The organism is Streptomyces sp. NPDC058872 (assembly GCF_042743065.1).
Taxonomy (GTDB): domain Bacteria; phylum Actinomycetota; class Actinomycetes; order Streptomycetales; family Streptomycetaceae; genus Streptomyces.
Genome location: NZ_JBHYMK010000021.1, coordinates 1335 through 22699, shown reverse-complemented (window position 1 = coordinate 22699; position 21365 = coordinate 1335). Strand labels below are relative to the sequence as shown.

General features: G+C 71.6%; 24 protein-coding genes. 10 read left to right on the top strand and 14 right to left on the bottom strand.

The features are described 5' to 3' along the window. Positions 1-60 precede the first annotated feature (60 nt). Both ACFW22_RS15890 and ACFW22_RS15885 read right to left on the bottom strand, forming a co-directional pair. Positions 61-531, bottom strand: a complete 471-nt coding sequence (locus tag ACFW22_RS15890) for a nitroreductase family deazaflavin-dependent oxidoreductase (RefSeq protein ID WP_386403862.1) — start codon at positions 529-531, stop codon at positions 61-63. Continuing rightward, positions 532-1776 (bottom strand): acyl-CoA dehydrogenase family protein, encoded by a 1245-nt coding sequence (locus ACFW22_RS15885; protein ID WP_386403859.1) that lies wholly within the window; start codon positions 1774-1776, stop codon positions 532-534. Positions 1777-1882: 106 nt separating this feature from the next. Between ACFW22_RS15885 and ACFW22_RS15880 the strand changes: the two genes are divergently transcribed. From ACFW22_RS15880 to ACFW22_RS15870, 3 genes are all read left to right on the top strand, one after another. Further along, positions 1883-3043: an acetyl-CoA acetyltransferase gene (locus ACFW22_RS15880; protein ID WP_386403855.1), complete on the top strand. Its 1161-nt coding sequence runs from the start codon at positions 1883-1885 to the stop codon at positions 3041-3043. 108 nt (positions 3044-3151) lie between these two features. Beyond that, positions 3152-4417, top strand: a complete 1266-nt coding sequence (locus tag ACFW22_RS15875) for an FAD-dependent monooxygenase (RefSeq protein ID WP_386403852.1) — start codon at positions 3152-3154, stop codon at positions 4415-4417. Further along, positions 4414-5067 carry a pyridoxal 5'-phosphate synthase gene (locus ACFW22_RS15870; RefSeq protein WP_386403849.1) on the top strand — a complete coding sequence of 218 codons (654 nt, stop codon included), beginning with the start codon at positions 4414-4416 and terminating at the stop codon, positions 5065-5067. Before ACFW22_RS15875 ends, ACFW22_RS15870 begins: the two co-directional genes overlap by 4 nt. Before the next feature lie 3 nt (positions 5068-5070). On the opposite strand, the gene ACFW22_RS15865 is transcribed toward ACFW22_RS15870, so the two are convergent. From ACFW22_RS15865 to ACFW22_RS15850, 4 genes are all read right to left on the bottom strand, one after another. Beyond that, entirely contained in the window at positions 5071-6867 is a 1797-nt protein-coding gene (locus ACFW22_RS15865) for an AMP-dependent synthetase/ligase (RefSeq protein WP_386404088.1), read from the bottom strand. A 183-nt stretch (positions 6868-7050) separates the two neighbouring features. Next, complete coding sequence (locus tag ACFW22_RS15860; protein ID WP_386404085.1) at positions 7051-7692, bottom strand: TetR/AcrR family transcriptional regulator; 642 nt, start codon at positions 7690-7692, stop codon at positions 7051-7053. Positions 7693-7856: 164 nt separating this feature from the next. Further along, positions 7857-9203, bottom strand: a complete 1347-nt coding sequence (locus tag ACFW22_RS15855; RefSeq protein ID WP_386403846.1) for a dicarboxylate/amino acid:cation symporter — start codon at positions 9201-9203, stop codon at positions 7857-7859. Positions 9204-9652: 449 nt separating this feature from the next. Beyond that, positions 9653-9919, bottom strand: coding sequence for a DUF4229 domain-containing protein (locus ACFW22_RS15850; RefSeq protein WP_386403843.1), 267 nt, complete (start codon positions 9917-9919; stop codon positions 9653-9655). A gap of 136 nt (positions 9920-10055) precedes the next feature. Between ACFW22_RS15850 and ACFW22_RS15845 the strand changes: the two genes are divergently transcribed. Continuing rightward, positions 10056-10589: a GNAT family N-acetyltransferase gene (locus tag ACFW22_RS15845; protein ID WP_386403840.1), complete on the top strand. Its 534-nt coding sequence runs from the start codon at positions 10056-10058 to the stop codon at positions 10587-10589. Between the two features lie 85 nt (positions 10590-10674). Here ACFW22_RS15845 and mqnE read toward each other — a convergent pair whose 3' ends face one another. Both mqnE and ACFW22_RS15835 read right to left on the bottom strand, forming a co-directional pair. Further along, the gene (mqnE, locus tag ACFW22_RS15840) at positions 10675-11838 is read right to left on the bottom strand and encodes an aminofutalosine synthase MqnE (protein ID WP_386403837.1); all 1164 of its coding nucleotides are present in this window, start codon (positions 11836-11838) and stop codon (positions 10675-10677) included. Positions 11839-11926: 88 nt separating this feature from the next. Then, positions 11927-12382: an Lrp/AsnC family transcriptional regulator gene (locus tag ACFW22_RS15835; RefSeq protein WP_386403834.1), complete on the bottom strand. Its 456-nt coding sequence runs from the start codon at positions 12380-12382 to the stop codon at positions 11927-11929. 113 nt (positions 12383-12495) lie between these two features. Here ACFW22_RS15835 and ACFW22_RS15830 point away from each other — a divergent pair, with 113 nt between their 5' ends. After that, on the top strand, positions 12496-12633 hold the full coding sequence (locus tag ACFW22_RS15830; RefSeq protein WP_386403831.1) for a hypothetical protein: 138 nt from the start codon (positions 12496-12498) through the stop codon (positions 12631-12633). Here ACFW22_RS15830 and ACFW22_RS15825 read toward each other — a convergent pair. Genes ACFW22_RS15825 through ACFW22_RS15815 form a run of 3 tightly spaced genes read right to left on the bottom strand, consistent with a single transcriptional unit; the run spans position 12630 to position 15684 of the window. Further along, complete coding sequence (locus ACFW22_RS15825) at positions 12630-13304, bottom strand: UbiX family flavin prenyltransferase (protein ID WP_384876710.1); 675 nt, start codon at positions 13302-13304, stop codon at positions 12630-12632. The genes ACFW22_RS15830 and ACFW22_RS15825 overlap by 4 nt on opposite strands. Positions 13305-13327: 23 nt before the next feature. Continuing rightward, positions 13328-14230 (bottom strand): menaquinone biosynthesis prenyltransferase MqnP, encoded by a 903-nt coding sequence (gene mqnP / locus ACFW22_RS15820; RefSeq protein ID WP_386403828.1) that lies wholly within the window; start codon positions 14228-14230, stop codon positions 13328-13330. Next, on the bottom strand, positions 14227-15684 hold the full coding sequence (locus ACFW22_RS15815; RefSeq protein WP_386403825.1) for a menaquinone biosynthesis decarboxylase: 1458 nt from the start codon (positions 15682-15684) through the stop codon (positions 14227-14229). Before ACFW22_RS15815 ends, mqnP begins: the two co-directional genes overlap by 4 nt. Before the next feature lie 88 nt (positions 15685-15772). On the opposite strand from ACFW22_RS15815, the gene ACFW22_RS15810 reads away from it, so the two are divergent. Further along, on the top strand, positions 15773-16159 hold the full coding sequence (locus tag ACFW22_RS15810) for a PLD nuclease N-terminal domain-containing protein (RefSeq protein WP_386403822.1): 387 nt from the start codon (positions 15773-15775) through the stop codon (positions 16157-16159). After that, complete coding sequence (locus ACFW22_RS15805) at positions 16159-17043, top strand: LysR family transcriptional regulator (RefSeq protein WP_386403819.1); 885 nt, start codon at positions 16159-16161, stop codon at positions 17041-17043. The genes ACFW22_RS15810 and ACFW22_RS15805 overlap by 1 nt, the downstream gene beginning before the upstream one ends. On the opposite strand, the gene ACFW22_RS15800 is transcribed toward ACFW22_RS15805, so the two are convergent. Further along, complete coding sequence (locus tag ACFW22_RS15800; RefSeq protein ID WP_386403816.1) at positions 16946-17875, bottom strand: DMT family transporter; 930 nt, start codon at positions 17873-17875, stop codon at positions 16946-16948. The genes ACFW22_RS15805 and ACFW22_RS15800 overlap by 98 nt on opposite strands. A gap of 235 nt (positions 17876-18110) precedes the next feature. Here ACFW22_RS15800 and ACFW22_RS15795 point away from each other — a divergent pair, with 235 nt between their 5' ends. Together ACFW22_RS15795 and ACFW22_RS15790 are read left to right on the top strand one after the other, a co-directional pair. After that, entirely contained in the window at positions 18111-18563 is a 453-nt protein-coding gene (locus ACFW22_RS15795) for a nucleoside deaminase (RefSeq protein ID WP_386403813.1), read from the top strand. After that, entirely contained in the window at positions 18556-19464 is a 909-nt protein-coding gene (locus ACFW22_RS15790) for an isopenicillin N synthase family dioxygenase (RefSeq protein ID WP_386403810.1), read from the top strand. Before ACFW22_RS15795 ends, ACFW22_RS15790 begins: the two co-directional genes overlap by 8 nt. 15 nt (positions 19465-19479) lie before the next feature. Here ACFW22_RS15790 and ACFW22_RS15785 read toward each other — a convergent pair whose 3' ends face one another. After that, positions 19480-19653 carry a hypothetical protein gene (locus ACFW22_RS15785; RefSeq protein WP_386403807.1) on the bottom strand — a complete coding sequence of 58 codons (174 nt, stop codon included), beginning with the start codon at positions 19651-19653 and terminating at the stop codon, positions 19480-19482. Positions 19654-19772: 119 nt separating this feature from the next. Further along, positions 19773-20120, bottom strand: a complete 348-nt coding sequence (locus ACFW22_RS15780) for a hypothetical protein (protein WP_386403804.1) — start codon at positions 20118-20120, stop codon at positions 19773-19775. A 158-nt stretch (positions 20121-20278) separates the two neighbouring features. Between ACFW22_RS15780 and ACFW22_RS15775 the strand changes: the two genes are divergently transcribed. Further along, positions 20279-21265, top strand: a complete 987-nt coding sequence (locus tag ACFW22_RS15775) for a LuxR C-terminal-related transcriptional regulator (protein WP_386403802.1) — start codon at positions 20279-20281, stop codon at positions 21263-21265. The last annotated feature ends 100 nt before the right edge of the window (positions 21266-21365 follow it).

The window sequence follows — 21365 nt, the reverse complement described above, 5'->3', positions numbered from 1 at the left end:
CGCCGACGGCGGCCCGCCCCACGGAACCGCCGTCGGCGTCGCCGTGTCCGGCACCGGGTCCTACCGCCGGGTGAGCCGGAAGAGCCGGATCTCGCGCTCGATCCGTGCCTGGTACGTGGCGTACGGGGGCCAGAACTCCAGCGCCGCCCGCCAGGCCGCCGCCCGTGCCTCCCCCGTGAGCAGTTCCGCCCGAACGGGCAGGTCCTCGCCCCGCCAGTTGACCTCGGCGTCCGGATGGGCGAGCAGGTTCGCCGTCCAGGCCGGGTGGCCGGGGCGTCCGAAGTTGGAGCCGACGAGGAGCCAGCGCCCCTCCCCCTCCGGCATGCAGGCCAGGGGGGTCGTCCGGGGCAGGCCGCTCTTGGCGCCGCGGACGGTGAGCACCACTCCGGGCAGCATCCGCGCGCTGAGCAGCACTTTTCCCCTGGTCAACCGGTGCACGGCGCGATCCATCGCGGGAACCACGTGCGGGGCGATCCTGGCGAAGGTCCGGGTCGAGGAGATCCGCTGCACGAGTCTGCGTCCCACCGGCACCTATGCCACCGCCTCTCCGAAGAGCCCGGTCCGTTCCGCCGCGCGGGCGCGCAGCCGCCGGACGGGCCCGAAGAGCAGCTCGTCGGAGGCGGCCCGCTTGAAGGCCAGGTGCGCCTCGTGCTCCCAGGTGAAGCCGATGCCGCCGTGCAGCTGGATGGATTCCCCGGCGGTGGCGCGCAGGGCCTCCAGGGCGTGGGCGAGCGCGAGCGGTCCGCCGTCCGGGCCGGGGCCGGGTTCGCGGGCCGCGCAGTACAGCAGCGAGCGGGCCGCCTCGACCTGGACGTAGAGGTCGGCGAGGCGGTGCTTGACGGCCTGGAAGGAGCCGACGGGGCGACCGAACTGTTCGCGCGAGCCGACGTGGGCCACCGTGCGGTCGAGGGCGGCGCCGGCGGTGCCGACGGCCTCGGCGGCCAGCATCACGGCGGCGGTCCGGCCGGTGGCGGCGAGCGCGCCGAGGACGTCGGCGGGCTCTTCGCCGAGGAGCTCGGCGGCGGTGTCCCGGAACTGGACGGTGGCCTGGGTGCGGGTGAGGTCGAGGGTGGCCCGCCGGGTCCGCAGCAGCCCCGGCGGCCCCCCGTCCGCACCGGCCCGGACGAGGAAGAGGAGGGTGCGGCTGCGCGCGAAGCCGCCCGCGTGGGCGGCGACCAGGAGCAGTCCGGCGCCGTGTCCGTCGATGACCTGGGCGGCCTCGCCGTAGAGCCGCCAGCCGCCGTCGGGCGTGCGCGCGGCCTGGACGCCCCCGGCCCGGCCGCCGCCCGACCACTCCCCCGCGGCGTTGTCACCGGTGAGCCCGAGGGCGTGGGCGAGGGAGCCGCCGGGGACGGCCAGGGCGCAGGTGAGGCTGCCGTCGGAGATCCGCGGGAGGAGTTCGGCGCGCTGGGCGGGGGTGCCGAGGGCGAGGAGCAGGGGGGCGGTGAGGACGGCGGTGGCGAGGAGCGGGGAGGGTGCGAGAGCGCGGCCCATCTCCTCGCAGGCGAGGGCGAGTTCGGCGGTGCCGCAGCCGACGCCGCCGTACTCCTCCGGGAGGGCGAGGCCGGCGAGGCCGAGGGCGCCGGACAGGTGGGCCCAGAGCGCGGGGTCGTGCCCCTCGGGGGTGGCGGTGGCCGCACGGTTCTCGTGCGGTCCGGCCCGCTCGGCGAGCAGGTCCCGCAGGGTGCGGCGGATCTCCTGTTGTTCCTCGGTGAGCGGGGCGACGAGCGCACCCTGCCGCCCTCGGGTGAGCGCAGCGCTTTCGGCGGCGTCCATGGAACTCCCTCCACATCTGACGGTGCGTCATGTTAGGTCGGAGCAAGGCTGGTTGCCCAGAGAGGAGGCGTCCCCGATTCCATGAATCTGATGTACCGTCAGATTCATGTCCACCACCATGCGCAGCTCCCGCCGCGTCGCCGCCGTCGGCGTCTCGCTCTCCGACTGCGGCCGGGTCGACGAGGCCACCCCCTACGCCCTGCACGCCCAGGCCGCCCGGCGCGCCCTCGCGGACAGCGGCCTCGACCGCTCGCTCGTCGACGGGCTCGCCTCCGCCGGCCTCGGCGTGCTCGCCCCGGTCGAGGTCGCCGAATACCTCGGCCTGCGCCCCCGCTGGATGGACTCGACCTCGGTCGGCGGCGCCACCTGGGAGGTCATGGCCGCGCACGCGGTCGACGCGATCGCCGCCGGACACGCCAACGCGGTGCTGCTGGTGTACGGCTCCACCGCGCGCGCCGACATCCGGGCCGGGCGGCGCACCGGGAACCTCTCCTTCGGCGCGCGCGGCCCCTTGCAGTTCGAGGTCCCGTACGGGCACACCCTGATCGCCAAGTACGCGATGGCGGCCCGGCGCCACATGCACGAGTACGGCACGACCCCGGAGCAGCTCGCCACGGTGGCCGTCCGGGCGCGGGCGAACGCGGCACTGAACCCGGAGGCGATGTTCCGCAAGCCGATCACCGTCGACGACGTGCTGGGCGGACCGATGATCGCGGACCCGTTCACCACCCTGCACTGCTGCATCCGCAGCGACGGCGGCTGCGCGGTGCTGCTGGTGGCCGAGGAGTACGTCCAGGACTGCCGCACGGCCCCGGTCTGGGTGCTCGGCACGGGCGAGCACGCCTCGCACGCCACGATGTCCGAGTGGGAGGACTTCACGGTCTCCCCGGCGGCCGTCAGCGGCCGACTGGCCTTCGAGCGGGCCGGCGTCCGCCCCGCCGACGTCGACGTCGCCGAGGTCTACGACGCCTTCACCTACATGACCCTGGCGACCCTGGAGGACCTGGGCTTCTGCGCGAAGGGGGAGGGCGGCGCCTTCGTCGAGGAGGACCGGCTGCCGGTGAACACGGACGGCGGCGGCCTCTCGGCCTGCCACCCGGGGATGCGGGGGCTGTTCCTGCTGGTGGAGGCGGTCCGACAGTTGCGCGGCGAGGCCCCCGGACTCCAGGTGCGGCGCCCGGACGGCTCGTTGCCGGAGGTGGCGGTGGCCTCGGGGACGGGGGGCTGGTTCTGCTCCTCGGGGACGGTGGTGCTGGGGCGCTCCTGACCCCACAAGAGATCTATACGAGCGTCATAGACAAACGTATATGACGCTCGTATAGTCCTGTCCGCGGGCAGCACGCCGCCCCGCAGACACCCCACGAGGAGTCCCGCCGTGCACAGCGATCCGAAGCCCGCCCCGACCGTCCTGATCTCCGGCACCTCGATCGCCGGCCCCGCCCTCGCCCTCTGGCTGCACCGCTACGGCTTCGCCCCCACCGTCGTCGAACGCGCCCCCGAGCTGCGCACCGGCGGATACAAGGTGGACCTCCGGGGCACCGCGATCGAGGTCTGCCGGCGGATGGGCGTCCTCGACGAGGTCCGCGCCCGCTCCACGGACATGCGCGGCGGCTCGTACGTCGACGACGCCGGCCGCACCATCGGCGAACTGCCCGCCGAGATCTTCGGCGGACGCGTCGAGGGCGACGACGAGATCATGCGCGGCGAACTCGCCCGCATCCTGCACGACCGGACCCGCGAGGACGTCGAGTACCTCTTCGACGACTCGATCGCCGCCCTCGCGGAGGACTCCGACGGCATCACCGTCACCTTCGCGTCCGGCACCGTCCGCCGCTTCGACCTGGTCGTCGGCGCCGACGGGCTCCACTCGACCACCCGACGGCTCGTCTTCGGCCCCGAGGAGCGGTTCACCCGCCACCTCGGCGCGTACGTCTCCCTCTTCACCGCCCCCAACCACCTGGGACTGGACCGCTGGGAGACCTACCACGCGCTCCCCGGGAAACTGGTCTGCGTCTACAGCTCGGCCGGCGAAACCGAGGCCAAGAACCTCCTCGTCTTCTCCTCCCCCGAGGAAATCCCCCACGACCACCGCGACTCCGCCGCCCAGAAGCGCCTGCTCGCCGAGGCCTTCGCGGGCGACGGCTGGGAGGTCCCCCGGCTCCTCGGGCACGCGGCCGACGCCACCGACTTCTTCTTCGACTCGATCTCCCTCGTCGAGATGGACCGCTGGTCGAAGGGCCGGGTCGTCCTCCTCGGCGACGCCGCCCACTGCGCCTCCCCCGCCTCCGGACAGGGCACCGGCCTCGCCCTCACCGGCGCGTACGTCCTGGCCGGCGAGCTGGCCCGACACCGCGACGACCACGCCACGGCCTTCGCCCGCTACGAGCAGCGGCTGCGGCCCGGAGTGGAGCAGAACCAGCGGATGGCCGAGGCCTTCGTCAAAGAGATGACCCTCGACACCACGTGGAAGATCGCCCTGCGCATGTTCATGGTGCGGATGCTGCCGAAGACCCCCTGGAAGGGCCTCATCGCGAAGAAGATCCGCAACGACATCCAGGCGGCGGCACGCGCGATCCCGATCGACGACCACGAGGCGCCGACCGACACCGGCACCGCCCCGCGCCCTACCGTGGGCGCATGAACGACTTCCACCGCGCCCTGCGCTCCCTCCGGGTCTGGGACACCGAGCTGCCCGACTTCGACCCGGCCACCGCCCCGCCCGAGCCGCTCCCCCTCTTCCACACCTGGTTCACCGCGGCGGTCGCGGCCGGCCAGAGCGAGCCGCACACCCCCTCCCTCGCCACCGCGGACGAGGACGGCAGGCCCGACGTCCGCACCGTGATGCTGCACGACGCCGACGCGCGCGGCTGGCACTTCGCCTCCCACGCCACCAGCGCCAAGGGCCGCCAGCTCGCCGCCCGCCCGGAGGCCGCGCTCGGCTTCTACTGGCCGGTGCAGGGCCGTCAGGTCCGGGTCCGGGGCCACGTCACCACCGGCACCCCCGAGGAGGCGCACGAGGACCTCCACGCCCGCACCACCGGCGCCCTCGCCGCCGCGCTCGTGGGACGGCAGAGCGAGGTCCTCGACTCCACCGGGACCCTCGCGGAGGCGAGCACGGCGGCCTGGCGGCGGGCCGAGGCCGAACCGGACGCTCCGGCCCCCGGTTGGACCCTGTACCTGGTGGAGCCGGTCGAGGTCGAGTTCTTCCAGGGCGACGCCCGCCGCCGCCACGTCCGCCTCCGCTACCGCCGCACCGCGGACGGCTGGGTCCGCGAACTCCTCTGGCCCTGAGGACTACGCGTGCCCGGTGTCGTACATCTCCTCGACCTCCCGGGCGAAGTCCCGCAGGACCGCCCGCCGCTTGAGCTTCAGCGAGGGCGTCAGATGGCCGGACGCCTCGGAGAACTCTCCGGTCAGGACACGGAAGTCACGGATCGACTCGGCCCGCGAGACCAGTCGGTTGGCGTCGTCGACCCCCCGCTGGAGCGCGGCCAACAGCTCTTCGTCCCGGGCCAGTTCCCAGAAGGCCAGGTGCTCCTTGTGCCGCATCCGCCGCCAGTGCGTCACGCCCTCGTGGTCCAGGGTGATCAGGGCCGTGACGTACGGGCGGTCGTCGCCCAGCACCATGCACTGGGCGACCAGCGGATGGGCGCGCAGCCAGTCCTCCAGCGGGGCAGGGGCCACGTTCTTGCCCGCCGAGGTGATGAGGATGTCCTTCTTCCGTCCGGTGATGCGCAGATAGCCGTCCGCGTCGAGCGACCCCAGGTCCCCGGTGGGGAACCAGCCGTTGTCCGTGTGCGGCAGGGCCGCCCCGCGCTGGGCGTCCCAGTAGCCGGCGAAGACGTGGCCGCCCTTCAACCAGACCTCGCCGTCGTCGGCGATCCGCACGGCGGTGCCCGGCAGCGGCCACCCCACGGTGCCGGTCCGCGGCCGGCGCGGCGGGGTGACCGTCGAGGCGGCGGTGGTCTCGGTGAGGCCGTACCCCTCGAAGACCTCGACGCCGGCGCCCGCGAAGAACTCGGCGAGGGGGGCGCCGAGCGGAGATCCGCCGCAGATCACATGGGCGATCCGACCGCCGAGCGCCTTGCGGATGCGCCGGTAGACGAGCGGGTCGTACAGCGCCCGCGCGGTCCGCAGCGCGAGCGAGGGCGAGTCCTCCTGCCCGTAGCGGCGGGCGATCCGTACGGCCCGGTCGAAGGCGGCGGCCCTGCCGCCGCGTTCGGCGGTGGCGCGGGCGGTGTTGAAGACCTTCTCCAGGACGTACGGGATGGCGAGCAGGAAGGTGGGCCGGAAGCCCACCAGGTCCGCGAGGAGCTCGTCGCCCTCGATCGAGGGGGCGTGTCCGACCCGGACCCGGGCACGGACACAGCCGATGGCGACCATCCGCCCGAAGACGTGGGAGAGCGGCAGGAAGAGGAGGGTGGCGGCGGGCTCCTCGCTCTCCGACACGAAGACGGGGTGGAGGAGCCGGACCGCGTTGTCGACCTCGGCGAAGAAGTTGGCGTGGGTGAGGGCGCAGCCCTTGGGGCGGCCGGTGGTGCCCGAGGTGTAGATGAGGGTGGCGAGGGTCTCCGGGGTGAGCAGCCCCCGGCGGGCGGTGACCGTTTCGTCGGCGACCCGCGCGCCCGCCCGGCGGAGCTGGTCGACGGCACCGGCTCCGATCACCCAGAGGTGGGCGAGCCCGGGCAGCTGCCGTCGCTCGGCCGAGACGATCCGCGCCTGCTGCGGGTCCTCGACGACGCAGGCGGCGGCGCCGGAGTCCTGAAGGATCCAGCGGGTCTGGAAGGCGGAGGACGTGGGATAGACGGGGACGGTGACGAGTCCGGCGGCCCAGGCGGCGAAGTCGAGCAGGGTCCACTCGTAGGTGGTGCGGGCCATCAGTGCGAGCCGGTCGCCGGGGCGCAGTCCGTGGGCGATGAGGCCCTTGGCGACGGAGTGCACCTCGGCGGCGAAGCGGGCGGCGGTGACGTCGTGCCACTCCCCGTCGGTCCCCTTCCGGGAGAAGAGGGCGGCCTCGGGGTCCTGTCGGGCGTTGTCGTACGGCAGGTCGGCGAGCGAACCACGGACCACCCGGGGCACGAGCGGGGGCATGGACACCTCCCTGACCTGCCCGTCCACCAGCACTTTCTGCGGCTCGATCGGCTCGATCTCGGATGCGGCGGTGACGACGGACACGTGCGGCTCCTCGGTCTTCACGATGAACTGAGGTCGTGCGTCGGTGCGTTGAGCCCTACGGTGCCTTAACTAGCCGGTAACCTTACTGTGCGGTAAGCCTCAACGGGGAGACCAGCGCTCGCTTTTCATGAGGTTCCCGAGTCCGCCCCAGGCGAAGTTCATCAGGGTCGCCGCCGCCTCCTTCGCCGTCACCCCGGGCGTCTCGTTCGCCCAGCTGGCCAAGGACTCGGCCGATCCGACCAGGGCCTGCGCGAGCGCCTCCACGTCCCGTCCGGTGACGACCGCGCCCCCCTCCGCCTCCCGGGCGGCCTCTCCGATCAGCCCCGCCACGAAGGCCACGATCTCGTCCCGCATCCGCGCCACCTCTCCGGCGAAGGGCTCCCCCTGCGTCCGGGCCTGCCGGCTCAACACCACCCAGGCGTCCGGGTGTTCGGCGGCGTGCGAGAAGAACGCCAGCAGGCCCGCCCAGAGCCGCTCGTCGGGCGGGTGTCCGCACCCCTCCACCCCGGCGGCCACGGCATCGAGCAGCGCCGCGGCCTCCCGCCGGATGACGGAGGTGAACAGCTCCTCCTTGGAGTTCAGATAGAGGTACACCAGCGGCTTCGACACCCCCGCCAGCTCGGCGATCTCGTCCATCGACGCCGTCTGGTACCCGTGCCGCGCGAAGCTCCGCACGGCCGCGTCCAGCATCTGCCGTTCCCGCACCGCCCGCGGCAGCCGCCGCCCCTTCGCCCCGCCCACGTCGGCCACCCCTCCCGCCTGCCGCGCAGCCCGGGCGCCGCGGGGGATCGCCCCGGGAAGTCCCCGAGCACTCCCGCCGCAAGCCTACAAAGCGTCCGCGCCGACCCCCGGACGCGCGCGTGCCCCGGACCGGGTGGTCCGGGGCACGCGCGGTGGGCGGTGGATCAGGCTGCGGCCGTGACCGCGGCCTCCCGCTCCGCCCCGGCCTCATCGACCAGCTCGTCGAGCGGGGACGGCGAGGCGTTCTCGTACGCGGCGAGGTCGAGGATCTTCTCCCGGGCGGAGACGATCACCGGGACCAGGGCCTGGCCCGCCACGTTGGTGGCCGTGCGCATCATGTCCAGGACCGGGTCGATCGCCATGAGCAGACCGACGCCCTCCAGCGGGAGGCCCAGGGTGGAGAGGGTCAGGGTGAGCATGACCGTCGCACCGGTGAGGCCGGCGGTGGCCGCCGAGCCGATGACCGAGACGAAGGCGATCAGCAGGTAGTCGCCGATGCCGAGCTGCACGTCGAAGATCTGGGCGATGAAGATGGCGGCGAGCGCCGGGTAGATCGCGGCGCAGCCGTCCATCTTGGTGGTGGCGCCGAACGGGACGGCGAAGGAGGCGTACTCCTTCGGGACGCCGAGGCGCTCGGTGACCTTCTGGGTGACCGGCATGGTGCCGACCGAAGAGCGGGAGACGAAGGCCAGCTGGATGGCCGGCCAGGCGCCCTGGAAGAACCGGAGCGGGTTGACCTTGGCGACCGTGGCGAGCAGCAGCGGGTAGACGCCGAAGAGGACCAGGGCGCAGCCGATGTAGACGTCGGCGGTGAAGGTGGCGTACTTGCCGATCAGGTCCCAGCCGTAGTCGGCGATGGCGAAGCCGATGAGGCCGACGGTGCCGAGCGGGGCGAGGCGGATGACCCACCACAGGGCCTTCTGGAGGAGCTCCAGGACCGACTCGGAGAGGGTGAGGATCGGCTTGGCCCGGTCGCCGAGCTTGAGGGCGGCGACACCGGCGACGGCGGCCATGAAGACGATCTGGAGGACGTTCAGCTCGGTGAAGGGCGTGATGACGTCGGTCGGGACGATCCCGGTGAGGAAGTCGATCCAGGAGCCCTCGCGCTTGGGCAGCTTGCCGTCCTGCGGGGTGAGGCCGGTGCCGGCGCCCGGGTTGGTGATCAGGCCGATCGCGAGGCCGATGCCGACCGCGATCAGGGAGGTGATCATGAACCAGAGCAGGGTGCGGGTGGCGAGCCGGGCGGCGTTGTTCACCTTCCGCAGGTTGGTGATCGAGACGAGGACGGCGAAGAAGACGAGCGGGGCGACGGCCAGCTTGAGCAGCTGGACGAAGATGTCGCCGATCTGACCGAGGGTCTCCTTGAGCCAGTCGACGTCCTGGCTGCGGGCGATCCAGCCGAGCAGGGCGCCGAGGACCAGACCGGCGATGATCTGGGCCCAGAAGGGGACCTTGGGTATCCGGGACGGGGACTTGGACTCGTTCTCGGTCGCGGTGGCGGACGCGGACACGGGCACACTCCACGGGTGCGTATCAGGGAATACGGGGACGGGGTGCGGCACGCACGCGCTCGGGCGCGGGCCGCTGCATGATGCCGGGTCAGAGCGCGCGGCAACAGACCGCGGACACACCGGGTGTCCCCCCTGCACGAGCGCGGCGAAGCGTTCGGGGGAGGCGGAGGTCGACGTACAGGCGCGCCACGAGCGGGGTGCTCATGGCATGACGGGGGCGCGCTGTGGTCTTCACGTCGATCACGTTAACACTTGAACTTTGAGAACCTCAAAGCCATGCTTTGAGATGAGCAGCGGCCTTTTCGCCTCCGAAACGCAGAACACCCCAGGCCGGAGCCTTGGAAGGCTCTACCCGGGGTGTGAGGTGTGAGGAACCTTACGCAGGCCTCATCCGGCCTTGCGCGCCCCTCGGCGCCCCTCCGCGGCGATCCGCCGCCGGGGGTGCGGCGCTACAGCGCGTCCTCCTGGGACCTGTTCGCGTCCAGCCGCCCCTTGGCGCGGTCGACCTTCCCCACGATCTCGACGCTCATCGCGTCGCGCTGCTTGCGCAGCAGGACGAAGCTGAGCGGGGCGGAGACGACGATGGCGAGGACGAGGACCCAGAGCAGGTTCGAATCGCCCAGACCGCGCGGCAGCGCACCGACGTAGACGAGACCCCACAGGGCGAAGAAGCACCCGGCGAAGATCCCGAGCCGCATCAGCGTGTAGCGGAGCATGTCAGTCCAGTCTTCCGTTCCGAAAGATCCCGAAGCTTCCCTGCGGGACGAGGGCCCCTCCAGTGAAACACGGGGCGGGGGACCCACCCGAGCCGGCCCTCTTGAGCCCCCTCGATGTAATAGGTAGGGTCTATTTGTGACTCTTACATTCGAGATGGATCCGGCGGTCGACCGGGCCCTGCGCGACGAGGTGCTCGCCCTCTGGGCCGACGTCTCCAACGCGGGCGGCTCCGTCGGCTTCGTCCCCCCGGTGACCCCGGACGAGATCCGTCCCGCACTGCTCAAGCACCTCGTGGCGATGGCCGGTGACGAGATGCGCCTCCTCGTCGGCCGGGACGAGGCGGGCGGGGTCGCCGCCACCGCCTTCTTCGCCTTCAACGCCCACCCGCTGATGAGGCACTGGGTGTGGCTCTACACCGTGATGGTCCACCCCCGCCACCAGGGACGGGGATGCGGACTCGACCTGATGGCGGCGGTCGAACGCGCCGCCCGCACCTCCGAGGGCTTCGAGGGGATCGAAGCGGTCCGCCTGTCCTGCCGCGGCGGCACCGGCCTCGACGGCTTCTACGCCAAGGCCGGCTACGCGGAAGTCGGCCGCGTCCCCCGCGCGATCCGGGTCGCCCCCGGCGACGACCGCGACGACATCGTCATGCTGCTCACCCTGGCATGACCCGGGAGGACCGGCGGAGGGGCACCGGCCGGGCACGCCGAAGGGCCGGCGGGACGCCCCCGCCGGCCCTTCGGCACAACCCGTCTCAGACCCGCATCGGCTGCGGCGACTCCCGCAGTCCCGCGTCCGGACCCGGGTACTCGCGGATGACCTCGTACCGGGTGTTCCGCTCGACCGGACGGAAGCCCGCGTCCCGGATCAGTTCGAGCAGGTCGTCGCGGCTGAGCTTGTTCGGCGTGCCGTAGTTGTCGGCATCGTGGGTGATCTTGTACTCGACCACCGAGCCGTCCATGTCGTCGGCACCGTGCTGGAGCGCGAGCTGCGCGGTCTGGACGCCGTGCATCACCCAGAAGACCTTGACGTGCGGCACGTTGTCGAAGAGCAGCCGGGAGACCGCGAAGGTCTTCAGGGCCTCGGCACCCGTCGCCATCGTGGTCCGCGCCTGGAGCTTGTTGCGGATCTTGCCGTCCTGCATGTCCACGAAGTCGTGCTGGTAGCGCAGCGGGATGAAGACCTGGAAACCGCCGGTCTCGTCCTGGAGCTCGCGCAGCCGCAGCACGTGGTCCACCCGGTGGCGGGGCTCCTCGATGTGCCCGTACAGCATGGTCGAGGGGGTCTTGAGCCCCTTCTCGTGGGCCAGGCGGTGGATCCGGGACCAGTCCTCCCAATGGGTGCGGTGGTCCACGATGTGCTGCCGGACCTCCCAGTCGAAGATCTCGGCGCCGCCGCCGGTCAGGGACTCCAGACCGGCCTCGATCAGCTCGTCGAGGATCTCGGAGGCGGAGAGGCCGGAGATCGTCTCGAAGTGGTGGATCTCGGTGGCCGTGAACGCCTTGAGGGAGACGTTCGGCAGCGCCTTCTTCAGCTCGGAGAGCGAGCGCGGGTAATAGCGCCAGGGCAGGTTGGGGTGGAGCCCGTTGACGATGTGGAGCTCGGTGAGGTTCTCGTTCTCCATCGCCTTCGCGAGGCGCACGGCCTCCTCGATGCGCATGGTGTACGCGTCCTTCTCGCCCGGCTTGCGCTGGAAGGAGCAGTAGGCGCAGGAGGCGGTGCAGACGTTGGTCATGTTCAGGTGCCGGTTGACGTTGAAGTGGACCACGTCGCCGTTCTTGCGGGTCCGGACCTCGTGGGCCAGCCCACCGAGCCAGGCGAGGTCGTCGGAGTCGTAGAGGGCGATGCCGTCCTCACGGCTCAGCCGCTCACCGGCGAGCACCTTCTGCTCCAGCTCCCGCTTGAGCCCCGCGTCCATCCGGCCGCCTCCCATGTCTACGAAATCAGGCTCCACCCACCGTACTCCCCGCCGTTCCGGCGGAGGGCACCACCGTCGCCGCTCCGGGTCACTCCTCCTCGGGCAGCTCGCCCACCCGGTTCTCCCACTTCGTGGAGAGCACGATCGTCGTGCGGGTCCGGGAGACGCCCTTGGTGCCGGAGAGCCTGCGGATCGTCTTCTCCAGGCCGTCGACGTCGTTCGCGCGCACCTTGAGCATGAAGGAGTCGTCGCCGGCGATGAACCAGCAGTCCTCGATCTCGGCCAGGTCCTTCAGACGGCGGGCCACGTCCTCGTGGTCGGCGGCGTCGGAGAGGGAGATGCCGATGAGGGCGGTGACGCCGAGGCCGAGCGAGGCGGCGTCGACGGTCGCGCGGTACCCGGTGATGACCCCGGCGGCCTCCAGGCGGTTGATGCGGTCGGTGACGGAGGGGCCGGAGAGCCCGACGAGCCGGCCGAGCTCGGCGTACGAGGCACGGCCGTTCTCACGCAGAGCCTGGATGAGCTGCCTGTCCACGGCGTCCATAGGGAAAAACCTTCCATTGTTCAGCGGTACCGCGAGTTTAGGTATAGAATCTAAGGTACACAGGGGTCGACGCCCTGTGAATCTTTCAGCTGATCAAAGACGATCTTTCAGGAGTGGTGTTCACCGTGTACACGATCGAGATGGCCTACGCACGCATGCGCGAGCTGCAGGACCTGGCCAGCCGCTCGCGTGCCCACCAGCCGACCGCAGCCTCGAAGCGCGCCCCGAAGAAGCGCGCCGAGAAGCGCTAACCAGCGGGGAGGGCCGCACCCAGCTCTCCTTCCCACCGGCGGTACAGCTGGTGCGGCACTCCCGCCGCGTCCAGCACCCGCCCGGCGACGAAGTCCACCAGATCCTGGATGTGCGTCGCCCCCGCGTAGAACGCAGGAGAGGCGGGCAGCACCACGGCGCCCGCCTCGTCCAGCGCCACCATGTGCTTGAGCGTCTGCCCGTTCAGCGGCGTCTCCCGCACCGCGACCACCAGCGGACGGCGTTCCTTCAGGGTCACGCTCGCGACCCGCTGCAGCAGGTCCTTCGAGAGCCCCAGTGCCACTCCCGCCACCGCCGCGGTCGAGGCCGGCACCACCAGCATCCCCTTCGCCGGGTACGAACCGGAGGACGGCCCCGCGGCCAGGTCCCCGGCCGCCCAGTACCGCACGTCGTCCAGCGCACCGGAGACGTCGAAGGCGTCCGGCTTCCCGTCCGCCCCCCGCGCCAGCCAGGTCGTGAGGTCCTCGCGCCAGTGCGCGTCCCGGAAGGAGAGGCCCGTCTCGTCGAGCAGCGTCAGCCGCGAGGCCCGTGACACGACGAGGTCGACGCTCTCGCCCGCGGCGAGCAGGCCCCTCAGCACGGCGGCGGCGTACGGCGTGCCCGAGGCCCCCGATACGCCCACGATCCAGGGGGTGCGCTTGCCGTCGTTCATGCCGTCGACCCTATCCGCCAGTGCTACGGAGTGAGTCCTCGGACCAGCAGGTCGAGCAGCGCGCACACGAACAGACTGATCCCGATGAAACCGTTCGTCGTGAAGAAGGCCCTGTTCAGACGGGACAGGTCGTGCGGCTTCACGATGGTGTGCTCGTAGCAGAAGGCGACCGCGACGATCACCAGGCCGCCCCAGAAGAAGAGGCCGGCGTCCGTCAGCAGGGCGTACCAGACGAGCAGCCCCGTCGTCACGACCGCCGAGGCACGGGCGCCCCACAGCGCGGCCGGCACGCCGAAGCGGGCCGGGACCGACATGACGCCCTGGGCGCGGTCCGCCTGCACGTCCTGGCAGGCGAAGATGAGGTCGAAGCCGCCGATCCAGATGCCCACCGCGAGCCCCAGGACCACGGCGTCCCAGGACCACTCACCGGTCACCGCGAGCCAGGCGCCGATGGGGCCGATCGACTGGGCGAGGCCCAGGATCGCGTGCGGGAAGTTGGTGAACCGCTTGCCGTACGGGTAGACGACCATCGGGATGACGGCGAGCGGCGCGAGCGCCAGGCAGAGCGGGTTGAGCAGCGCCGCGGCGCCCAGGAAGACCGCCACGGCCACCCCGGCACCGGTCCACGCCGACCGCACCGACACCGCGCCCGTCACCAGCTCCCGGTTCGCGGTGCGCGGATTGCGGGCGTCGATCTCGCGGTCGATGATCCGGTTGCACGCCATGGCGAAGGTCCGCAGCCCCACCATGCACACGGTCACCAGGAACAGCGTCCACCAGTGGATGTTCCGGTCCGTCTGATACATCGCGGTGAGCGAGGCGATGTACGCGAAGGGCAGGGCGAAGACCGAGTGCTCGATCATCACCAGGCGCAGGAAGGCCTTCGTCCGTCCCGGCTGGGCACCGGGCACCGCGGCCGTGGTCACAGCCCGTACTCCTTCCAACGGCGGTCCACCAGGGCCGCCGTCGCCGGGTCGGACTCCACCATGTCCGGCCAGCCGCCGTCACGGGTGTAGCCCTCCTCGGGCAGCTTCTTCGTCGCGTCGATGCCCGCCTTGCCGCCCCAGAACTGCTGGTAGGAGGCGTGGTCCAGATGGTCCACCGGCCCCTCGACGACGGTGAGGTCGCGGGAGTAGTCGGTGTTCCCGAGGGCCCGCCAGGACACCTCGTGCAGGTCGTGGACGTCACAGTCCTTGTCGACCACGACGATCAGCTTCGTCAGCGACATCATGTGCGCACCCCAGATGGCGTGCATGACCTTCTGCGCGTGCTTCGGGTACTTCTTGTCGATCGAGACGATCGCGCAGTTGTGGAAGCCGCCGGACTCGGGCAGGTGGTAGTCGACGATGTCCGGCACGATGATCTTCAGCAGGGGCAGGAAGAAGCGCTCCGTCGCCCGCCCCAGCGGCCCGTCCTCGGTCGGCGGCCGACCGACCACGATCGACTGGAGCAGCGGGCGCTTCCGCATCGTGATGCAGTCGATCTTCAGCGCCGGGAACGGCTCCTGCGGGGTGTAGAAGCCGGTGTGGTCGCCGAAGGGCCCCTCCGGCAGCATCTCGCCCGGCTCCAGCCAGCCCTCGACCACCACCTCGGCCTGGGCGGGGACCTGGAGCGGCACGGTCTTGCAGTCGACCATCTCGATCCGCTTGCCCTGCACGAAACCGGCGAAGAGGTACTCGTCGATGTCACCGGGCAGCGGCGCCGTCGAGGCGTACGTGACGGCCGGCGGGCACCCGAAGGCGATCGCGACCGGCAGCCGCTCGCCCCGCTCCGCCGCCACCGCGTAGTGGTTGCGGCTGTCCTTGTGGATCTGCCAGTGCATGCCGATGGTGCGCTTGTCGTGGCGCTGGAGCCGGTACAGGCCCAGGTTCCGCACACCGGTCTCCGGGTGCTTGGTGTGGGTCAGCCCCAGGTTGAAGAAGGAGCCGCCGTCCTTCGGCCAGGTGAAGAGCGCCGGCAGCGCGTCCAGGTCGACCTCGTCGCCGGTGAGCACCACCTCCTGGACGGGGGCGCTCTCCGGCTTCACCTTCTTCGGCGGCACGTGGATCATCGAGCCCAGCTTCCCGAAGGCCTCGCGGACCCCGACGAAGCCGTGCGGCAGCTCCGGCTTGAGCAGCCCGCCGATCTTCTCGCTGATCTCTGCGTACGACTTCAGGCCGAGCGCCTTGAGGAGTCGACGGTCCGTGCCGAACACGTTCATCGCGAGCGGCATGGCGGAGCCCTTCACGTTCTCGAAGAGCAGCGCCGGGCCTCCCGCCTTGTTCACCCGGTCGACGATCTCCCCGACCTCCAGGTACGGGTCGACTTCGGCCTTGATGCGCTTGAGGTCGCCTTCGCGTTCCAGGGCCCTGAGCAGCGAGCGGAGATCGTCGTAAGCCATAGGGGCCAGTATCCGTCACCGGCTACGCTGGACCCGTCACCGGGGCCGCACTGAACGGCCCGCGCTCACTCCCAGGGGGCCGTCCCACATGCTCAGGGCATTGATGTTCATCCTGCCGCTGGCGCTGGTCATCTACACGCTGATCGACTGCCTCAACACCCCCGAGGACGAGGTCAGGCACCTGCCCAAGGTGGTCTGGGTCATCATCATCCTGCTGTTCTGGATCGTGGGCCCGATCGTCTGGTTCGTCGCCGGCAAGACGCGCCGCACGCCCGCCGGCGGCCGTACGCCCTCCGAGTGGCACCGCAACCACCGGAACGAGTGGGTGGCCCCGGACGACAACCCGGAGTTCCTGAAGTCCCTCCGCGAGGAGAACAAGAAGGACGAGTCGCTCCTCAAGGACTGGGAGGCCGACCTGCGCCGCCGCGAAGAGGAGCTGAAGAAGCGCGACCGAGGCGAGGACACCGAGGCCTGATGGAGCTGCGGCTCCTGGCCACCTTCGAGAAGGTGGCCGACGTCCTCTCCTTCACCCGGGCCGCCGCCGAACTGGGATACGCCCAGTCCAGCGTCACCGGCCAGATCCGCGCCCTGGAGTCCTCGCTCGGCGTGGAGCTCTTCGAGCGCCTCGGCAGCCGCATCCGACTCACCGGGGCCGGGGAGCAGCTCCTGCCGTACGCCCGCCGGATGGCCGAGCTGGCCGAAGAGGCCCGCACCGCGGTCACCGGCGCCGAGGAACCGTCGGGGGCGATCGCCGTCGGCACGATGGAGTCCCTCACCTCCTACCGGCTGCCGCCGCTCCTGGAGTACTTCCACCACCGCTACCCGAAGGTCCGGCTCGCGCTGCGGCCCACCCTCGGCGACGAGACCCGACGCGCGCTGCGCCGGGGGACCTACGACGTCGGTTTCCTGATGGAGCCGGACACCGAGCACGAGGGCCTGGAGTCGGAGGTCCTCGCGCCCGAACCGCTGGTCCTGGTGGCCGGACCGGGCCACCCCCTGGTGGGGCGCACCGAGCTGACCGGCGCCGACCTGGCCGGGGCGCAACTGGTGGGCACCGAGCCCGGCTGCCCGTACCGCGACCTCTTCGAGGCGGAGCTGCGCGCGTGGGCGCCGCCCTTCGTGGAGTTCGGCACGATCGAGGCGACGAAGCGGGGCGTCGCCGCGGGCCTCGGGGTGGCGCTGCTCCCCCGGGTGGCGGTCGCGGAGGAGCTGCGGGCCGGAACGCTGCTCCCGCTGCCCTGGGAAGCCCCCTTCACCCTCTTCACCCAGCTCGCGTGGCGGCGGGGGAAGCGGCTTCCGCCGCACGTCCGGCTGTTCGTGGAACAGGCCCGGCGCCTGGTGTCCGAGCAGCACGGGTGACCTTCAGCCCGGCGAGGACGATCAGCGGGACGCCGAGCGCCTGGACGAGCCCGATGTGGTGCCCGTAGACCGCCCAGTCGACCCCCATGGCGACGGCCGGGTAGACGAAGGCGAGCACGGCGATCTTGGCGGTGGGCAGTTTGTTGTAGGCCGCGTACATCAGCACGTACATCACCCCGGTGTGCAGGAAGCCGAGGCCCACGAGCCACCACCACCCGCCCCCCAGCCCGGCGGCTGCGCCGAAGTCGACGAACGGCAGCAGCAGCGGGATGCCCACGAGCACCTGCACGAAGGCCACGAGGTGGGGGCGCACTCCGGTGATCCGCTTGGTGACGAAGGTGGCGAGGGCGTAGAGCACGGCGGCGGCGAGCGCACACCCGAGCCCGGCGAGGGTGGCGGTGTCCCCGGGCCGCACGCCGGAGACCAGGACGAGCCCGGCGAAGGCGAGCACCAGCCAGCCGAGCTTCCCCGCGGAGATCCGCTCCCGCAGGAACAACGCCCCGAGCAGCACCAGGAAGAACGGCTGCGTGTGGTAGACGACGGTGGCGAGGGAGATCGAGGCGGCCCGGTACGCCTCGAAGAGGAAGACCCAGTTGAAGACGATGAACACCCCGCCGAGCGCGGCCAGCCCCAGCTTCCCCCGGGTGAACCCGTGTCCGGTGAAGAACCCCCGCGCCAGGCCGTACGCACCGAGCGCGACGGCCCCGAAGAGGCAGCGGAAGAACACCACCTCGAAGGGCGACGCCCCCGACTCGACGACGAAGACGCCGAGGGTGCCGGAGAGCACCATGGCGAGGGTCAGTTCGACGGTTCCCCTGGTCTCGTTTCTCATGCCTCCGACGCTACGAACGGGCCCCGAGCCGGTCCACGGCCCAGTGGGGCGTCCTGCCGATGGTGCCGATCGGCAGGACCGATGGACGGTCCGGGCGCGCAGCCCAGGTCCTGCGCGAGCGGGGGCTGATCCTCACCGCGCACGGCAAGGGCACGTTCGCGGCCGTCCCCCTTCCCCACGGAAGGGGGACGGCGCCGGGCGTGACGGTCCGGATCCTCCGGGGAAGGTTTCCCCCATGGACCAGGAACTGGCACGGAGATGGCTCGGCACCGCGGTCGACGAGGCGCGGGCCGGGCTCGACGAGGGCGGGATTCCGATCGGGGCCGCCCTGTACGGGGCGGACGGAACACTGCTCGGGCGCGGACACAACCGGCGCGTGCAGGACGGGGACCCCTCGGCGCACGCGGAGACCGACGCCTTCCGGGCGGCGGGCCGGCAGCGCTCGTACCGGGGGACGACGATGGTGACGACCCTCTCGCCGTGCTGGTACTGCTCCGGTCTCGTCCGACAGTTCGGCATCTCGCGGGTGGTCGTCGGCGAGGCGGAGACCTTCCACGGCGGACACGACTGGCTCGCGGAACACGGGGTCGAGGTCGTGGTCCTCGACGACCCCGAGTGCACCCGCCTGATGCGCGCGTTCGTCACGGCCCGCCCGGACCTGTGGAACGAGGACATCGGGGATGAGTGAAGCGAGCCTCCCGGTCATCGACCTCGACGGGGATCCCGCCCCTCAGCTGCCCGCCGTCGACCGCGCCCTGCGCGAGGCCGGGTTCCTCCTGGTCAGCGGTCACGGGGTCGACCCGGGACTGCGGGCGGAGATCCGGTCCGTGGCACGGCGGTTCTTCCACCTGCCGGCGTCCGCCAAGGAGCGGTACGCGGTGCGGGTCGGCGGACGGGGGTGGCTCGGGCCGGGCGCGGAGGCGAACGGGTACGCGGAGGGCACGGCGACCCCGCCGGACCTGAAGGAATCGCTGTCCTTCGCGGCGGAGGAGCCGACCGGGGACCCGACGGTGGACTCCGAGTGGTTCCTGCCGAACACCTGGCCCGTCGAGATGCCCGAGCTGAGGCCGCTGGTGGAGGCGTACCTGGCCGGGATGAGGGAGCTCTCGGACCGGGTCCTCGACCTGCTCGGGGTGGCGCTCGGCGAAGAGCGGGACTTCTTCACCCGGCACACCGGGCACCCCACGTTCGGCTTCAACGTCAATTGGTATCCGGGGCGGGAGCGAACGGGCACTCCGGAGCCGGGCCAGTTCCGGATCGGCCCGCACACGGACTTCGGCACGGTCACCGTCCTCGACCGGGAGGTCGGCAAGGGCGGGCTCCAGGTCTTCACCGACGCCGGGGGCTGGCAGGACGCCCCGTACGATCCGGACGCCTTCACCGTCAACATCGGAGACCTGATGGCGGGCTGGACCGGGGGACGATGGCGGTCGGGACGCCACCGGGTGCTACCGCCGCCGGCCGACGTGCCCGCGGAGGAGCTGATGTCGCTGGTGTACTTCTACGAGTGCACCCCCGGCACCACGATCCACGGCATCGAGTCCCACGGATACCTGAGGGCCCAGCTCGACGCCATCTCGACCGGGTGACGGTCTCGCGTCGACCTACTGCCAGCCGAAGTCGGCGGCGACGGCGACGGTGTCGCCGAGGGGCTGGGCCGTCGCTCCGGTGCTCACGGCGTGCTCCTGGGCGGATGCCGTCACGGCCGAGGGCAGGAGGAGGGCGGCGAGGGCGCAGACGAGAACCGCGGTGGTCCGGGCGATACGGGTGCTGATCATGGCGAGGCGCCTTTCGGAGTGGGCCGGTGGTACGGCACGTGCAGGTGGATCCGGCCTCGCACCCCGCGGTGGTGGGGGCCGGTGGTTGCCTCCGGAGCTCCTCGCCCCTTCGGCACGTCCTACTCTGCTCGCTGCACGGGGCCACTGGTAGGCCTGACGGGTGGACCCAAAAGGCCATGGCCCAATGGGGCCAGGAAGGCGGCCTCGGCCCTCCTCATCGACCAGCCCGCGAGTCCGGGGTGACGGGCCAGCAGTCGCTCGCAGAGCGATGCCGTCCGCTCCTCCGCCTGGGCCAGCGACTCCGCCAGCAGGTAGACGCCGAGGACGGGGCCCCGGGGCCCCTTGGGGTGGAGGGATACGTGCTCGACGCGCTCTTCGGGAAGGGCGAGGCGGAGCGCCTCGGGCGCGACGCCGTCCGGAATCAACGAGTCCTTCGGTAGCACGAGTTGGGCGTGGATCAGGTACATGCGGTCAAGGGTGCCCAGCTCGGACGGGCTGCGGCGACAACTCCTGCTGGCCCCTTTCATCCTTGGCCGGAAGGGGCCAACCCGCCCGCTCACTTGAGCAAGATCAAGTCTTGCATGCGACGATTTCCGTGATCGATCACATGAGGGGGGCCTCTGGAATGCTCACACAGTTGGGACTGGACCAAGACACCGAGTCCGTTTACCGCGCCATGCTGGCGCATCCGGGTGATGGGGTCGTCGCGCTCACGTCGCGGCTCGGGATCACCGAAGAAGCCGTCCGCGGGGCTCTCGACCGGCTCAGCGAGATCGGCCTCGCGCGCACCTCGTACGAATCCCCCGGCGTCCTGCGGGCGGTGAGTCCGGACGTCGGCATGGAGCTGCTGCTCGCCCGGCAGCAGGCCGACCTGCTCGCCCAGCAGCAGCGGGTGGAGGAGAGCCGGGCCGCCGCCGCCCAGCTGATCGCGGAGTACACCGAGCTCCGACCACAGGCGCCGGAGGCCGGGGTCGAGCACCTGCTCGGCCTGGACGAGATCCGCGACCGCCTCGGTTCGCTCCACCGGCAGGTCCAGGAAGAAGTCATGGTCTTCGCTCCGGACGGCGCGCAGTCCCCGGAGAACCTGGAGGCCTCCCGTCCGCTGGACCGGGCGCTGCTCGAACGCGGCATCCGCATGCGGACGGTCTACCTGGACAGCATCCGCAACAGTCCGCAGACCATGGAGTACGCGGAGTGGTTGGGTGGCCTCGGCCGGCAGGCCCGCACGGTCCCCACGCTGCCCGTGCGACTGATCATCGTCGACCGGAGGACCGCGGTCATGCCGGTGAGCAGTGACGATTCGGCCGCCGGCGCGGTGGTGATCACCGGCCAGGGGACGGTCACCGCGCTCTGCGCGCTCTTCGAGACGGTCTGGGCCGGTGCCCAGCCGTTGGGCGAGCCGGTGCGCGAGGAGGCCGGCGAGCTGACCGGCACCGAGGCGACGACCCTGCGGCTCCTCGCGAGCGGCCTCACGGACGAGGCGATCGCCAAGCGCCTCGGGGTCTCCCACCGGACGGCCCGGCGGACCGCGACCCTGTTGATGGAACGCCTGGGCGCGCGCAGCCGCTTCGAAGCGGGGGTGCGCGCGGTCCAGCAGGGCTGGCTTCCGTAAGGACGTGGCGGCGGGGGGCGGGTTGGGGGCGCGGGGCCGGCGCGGGGGGGGGGGTTGTTTGCGGGGCCGGGGGCGGCGACCCGGATGAAGGCGTCGGGCC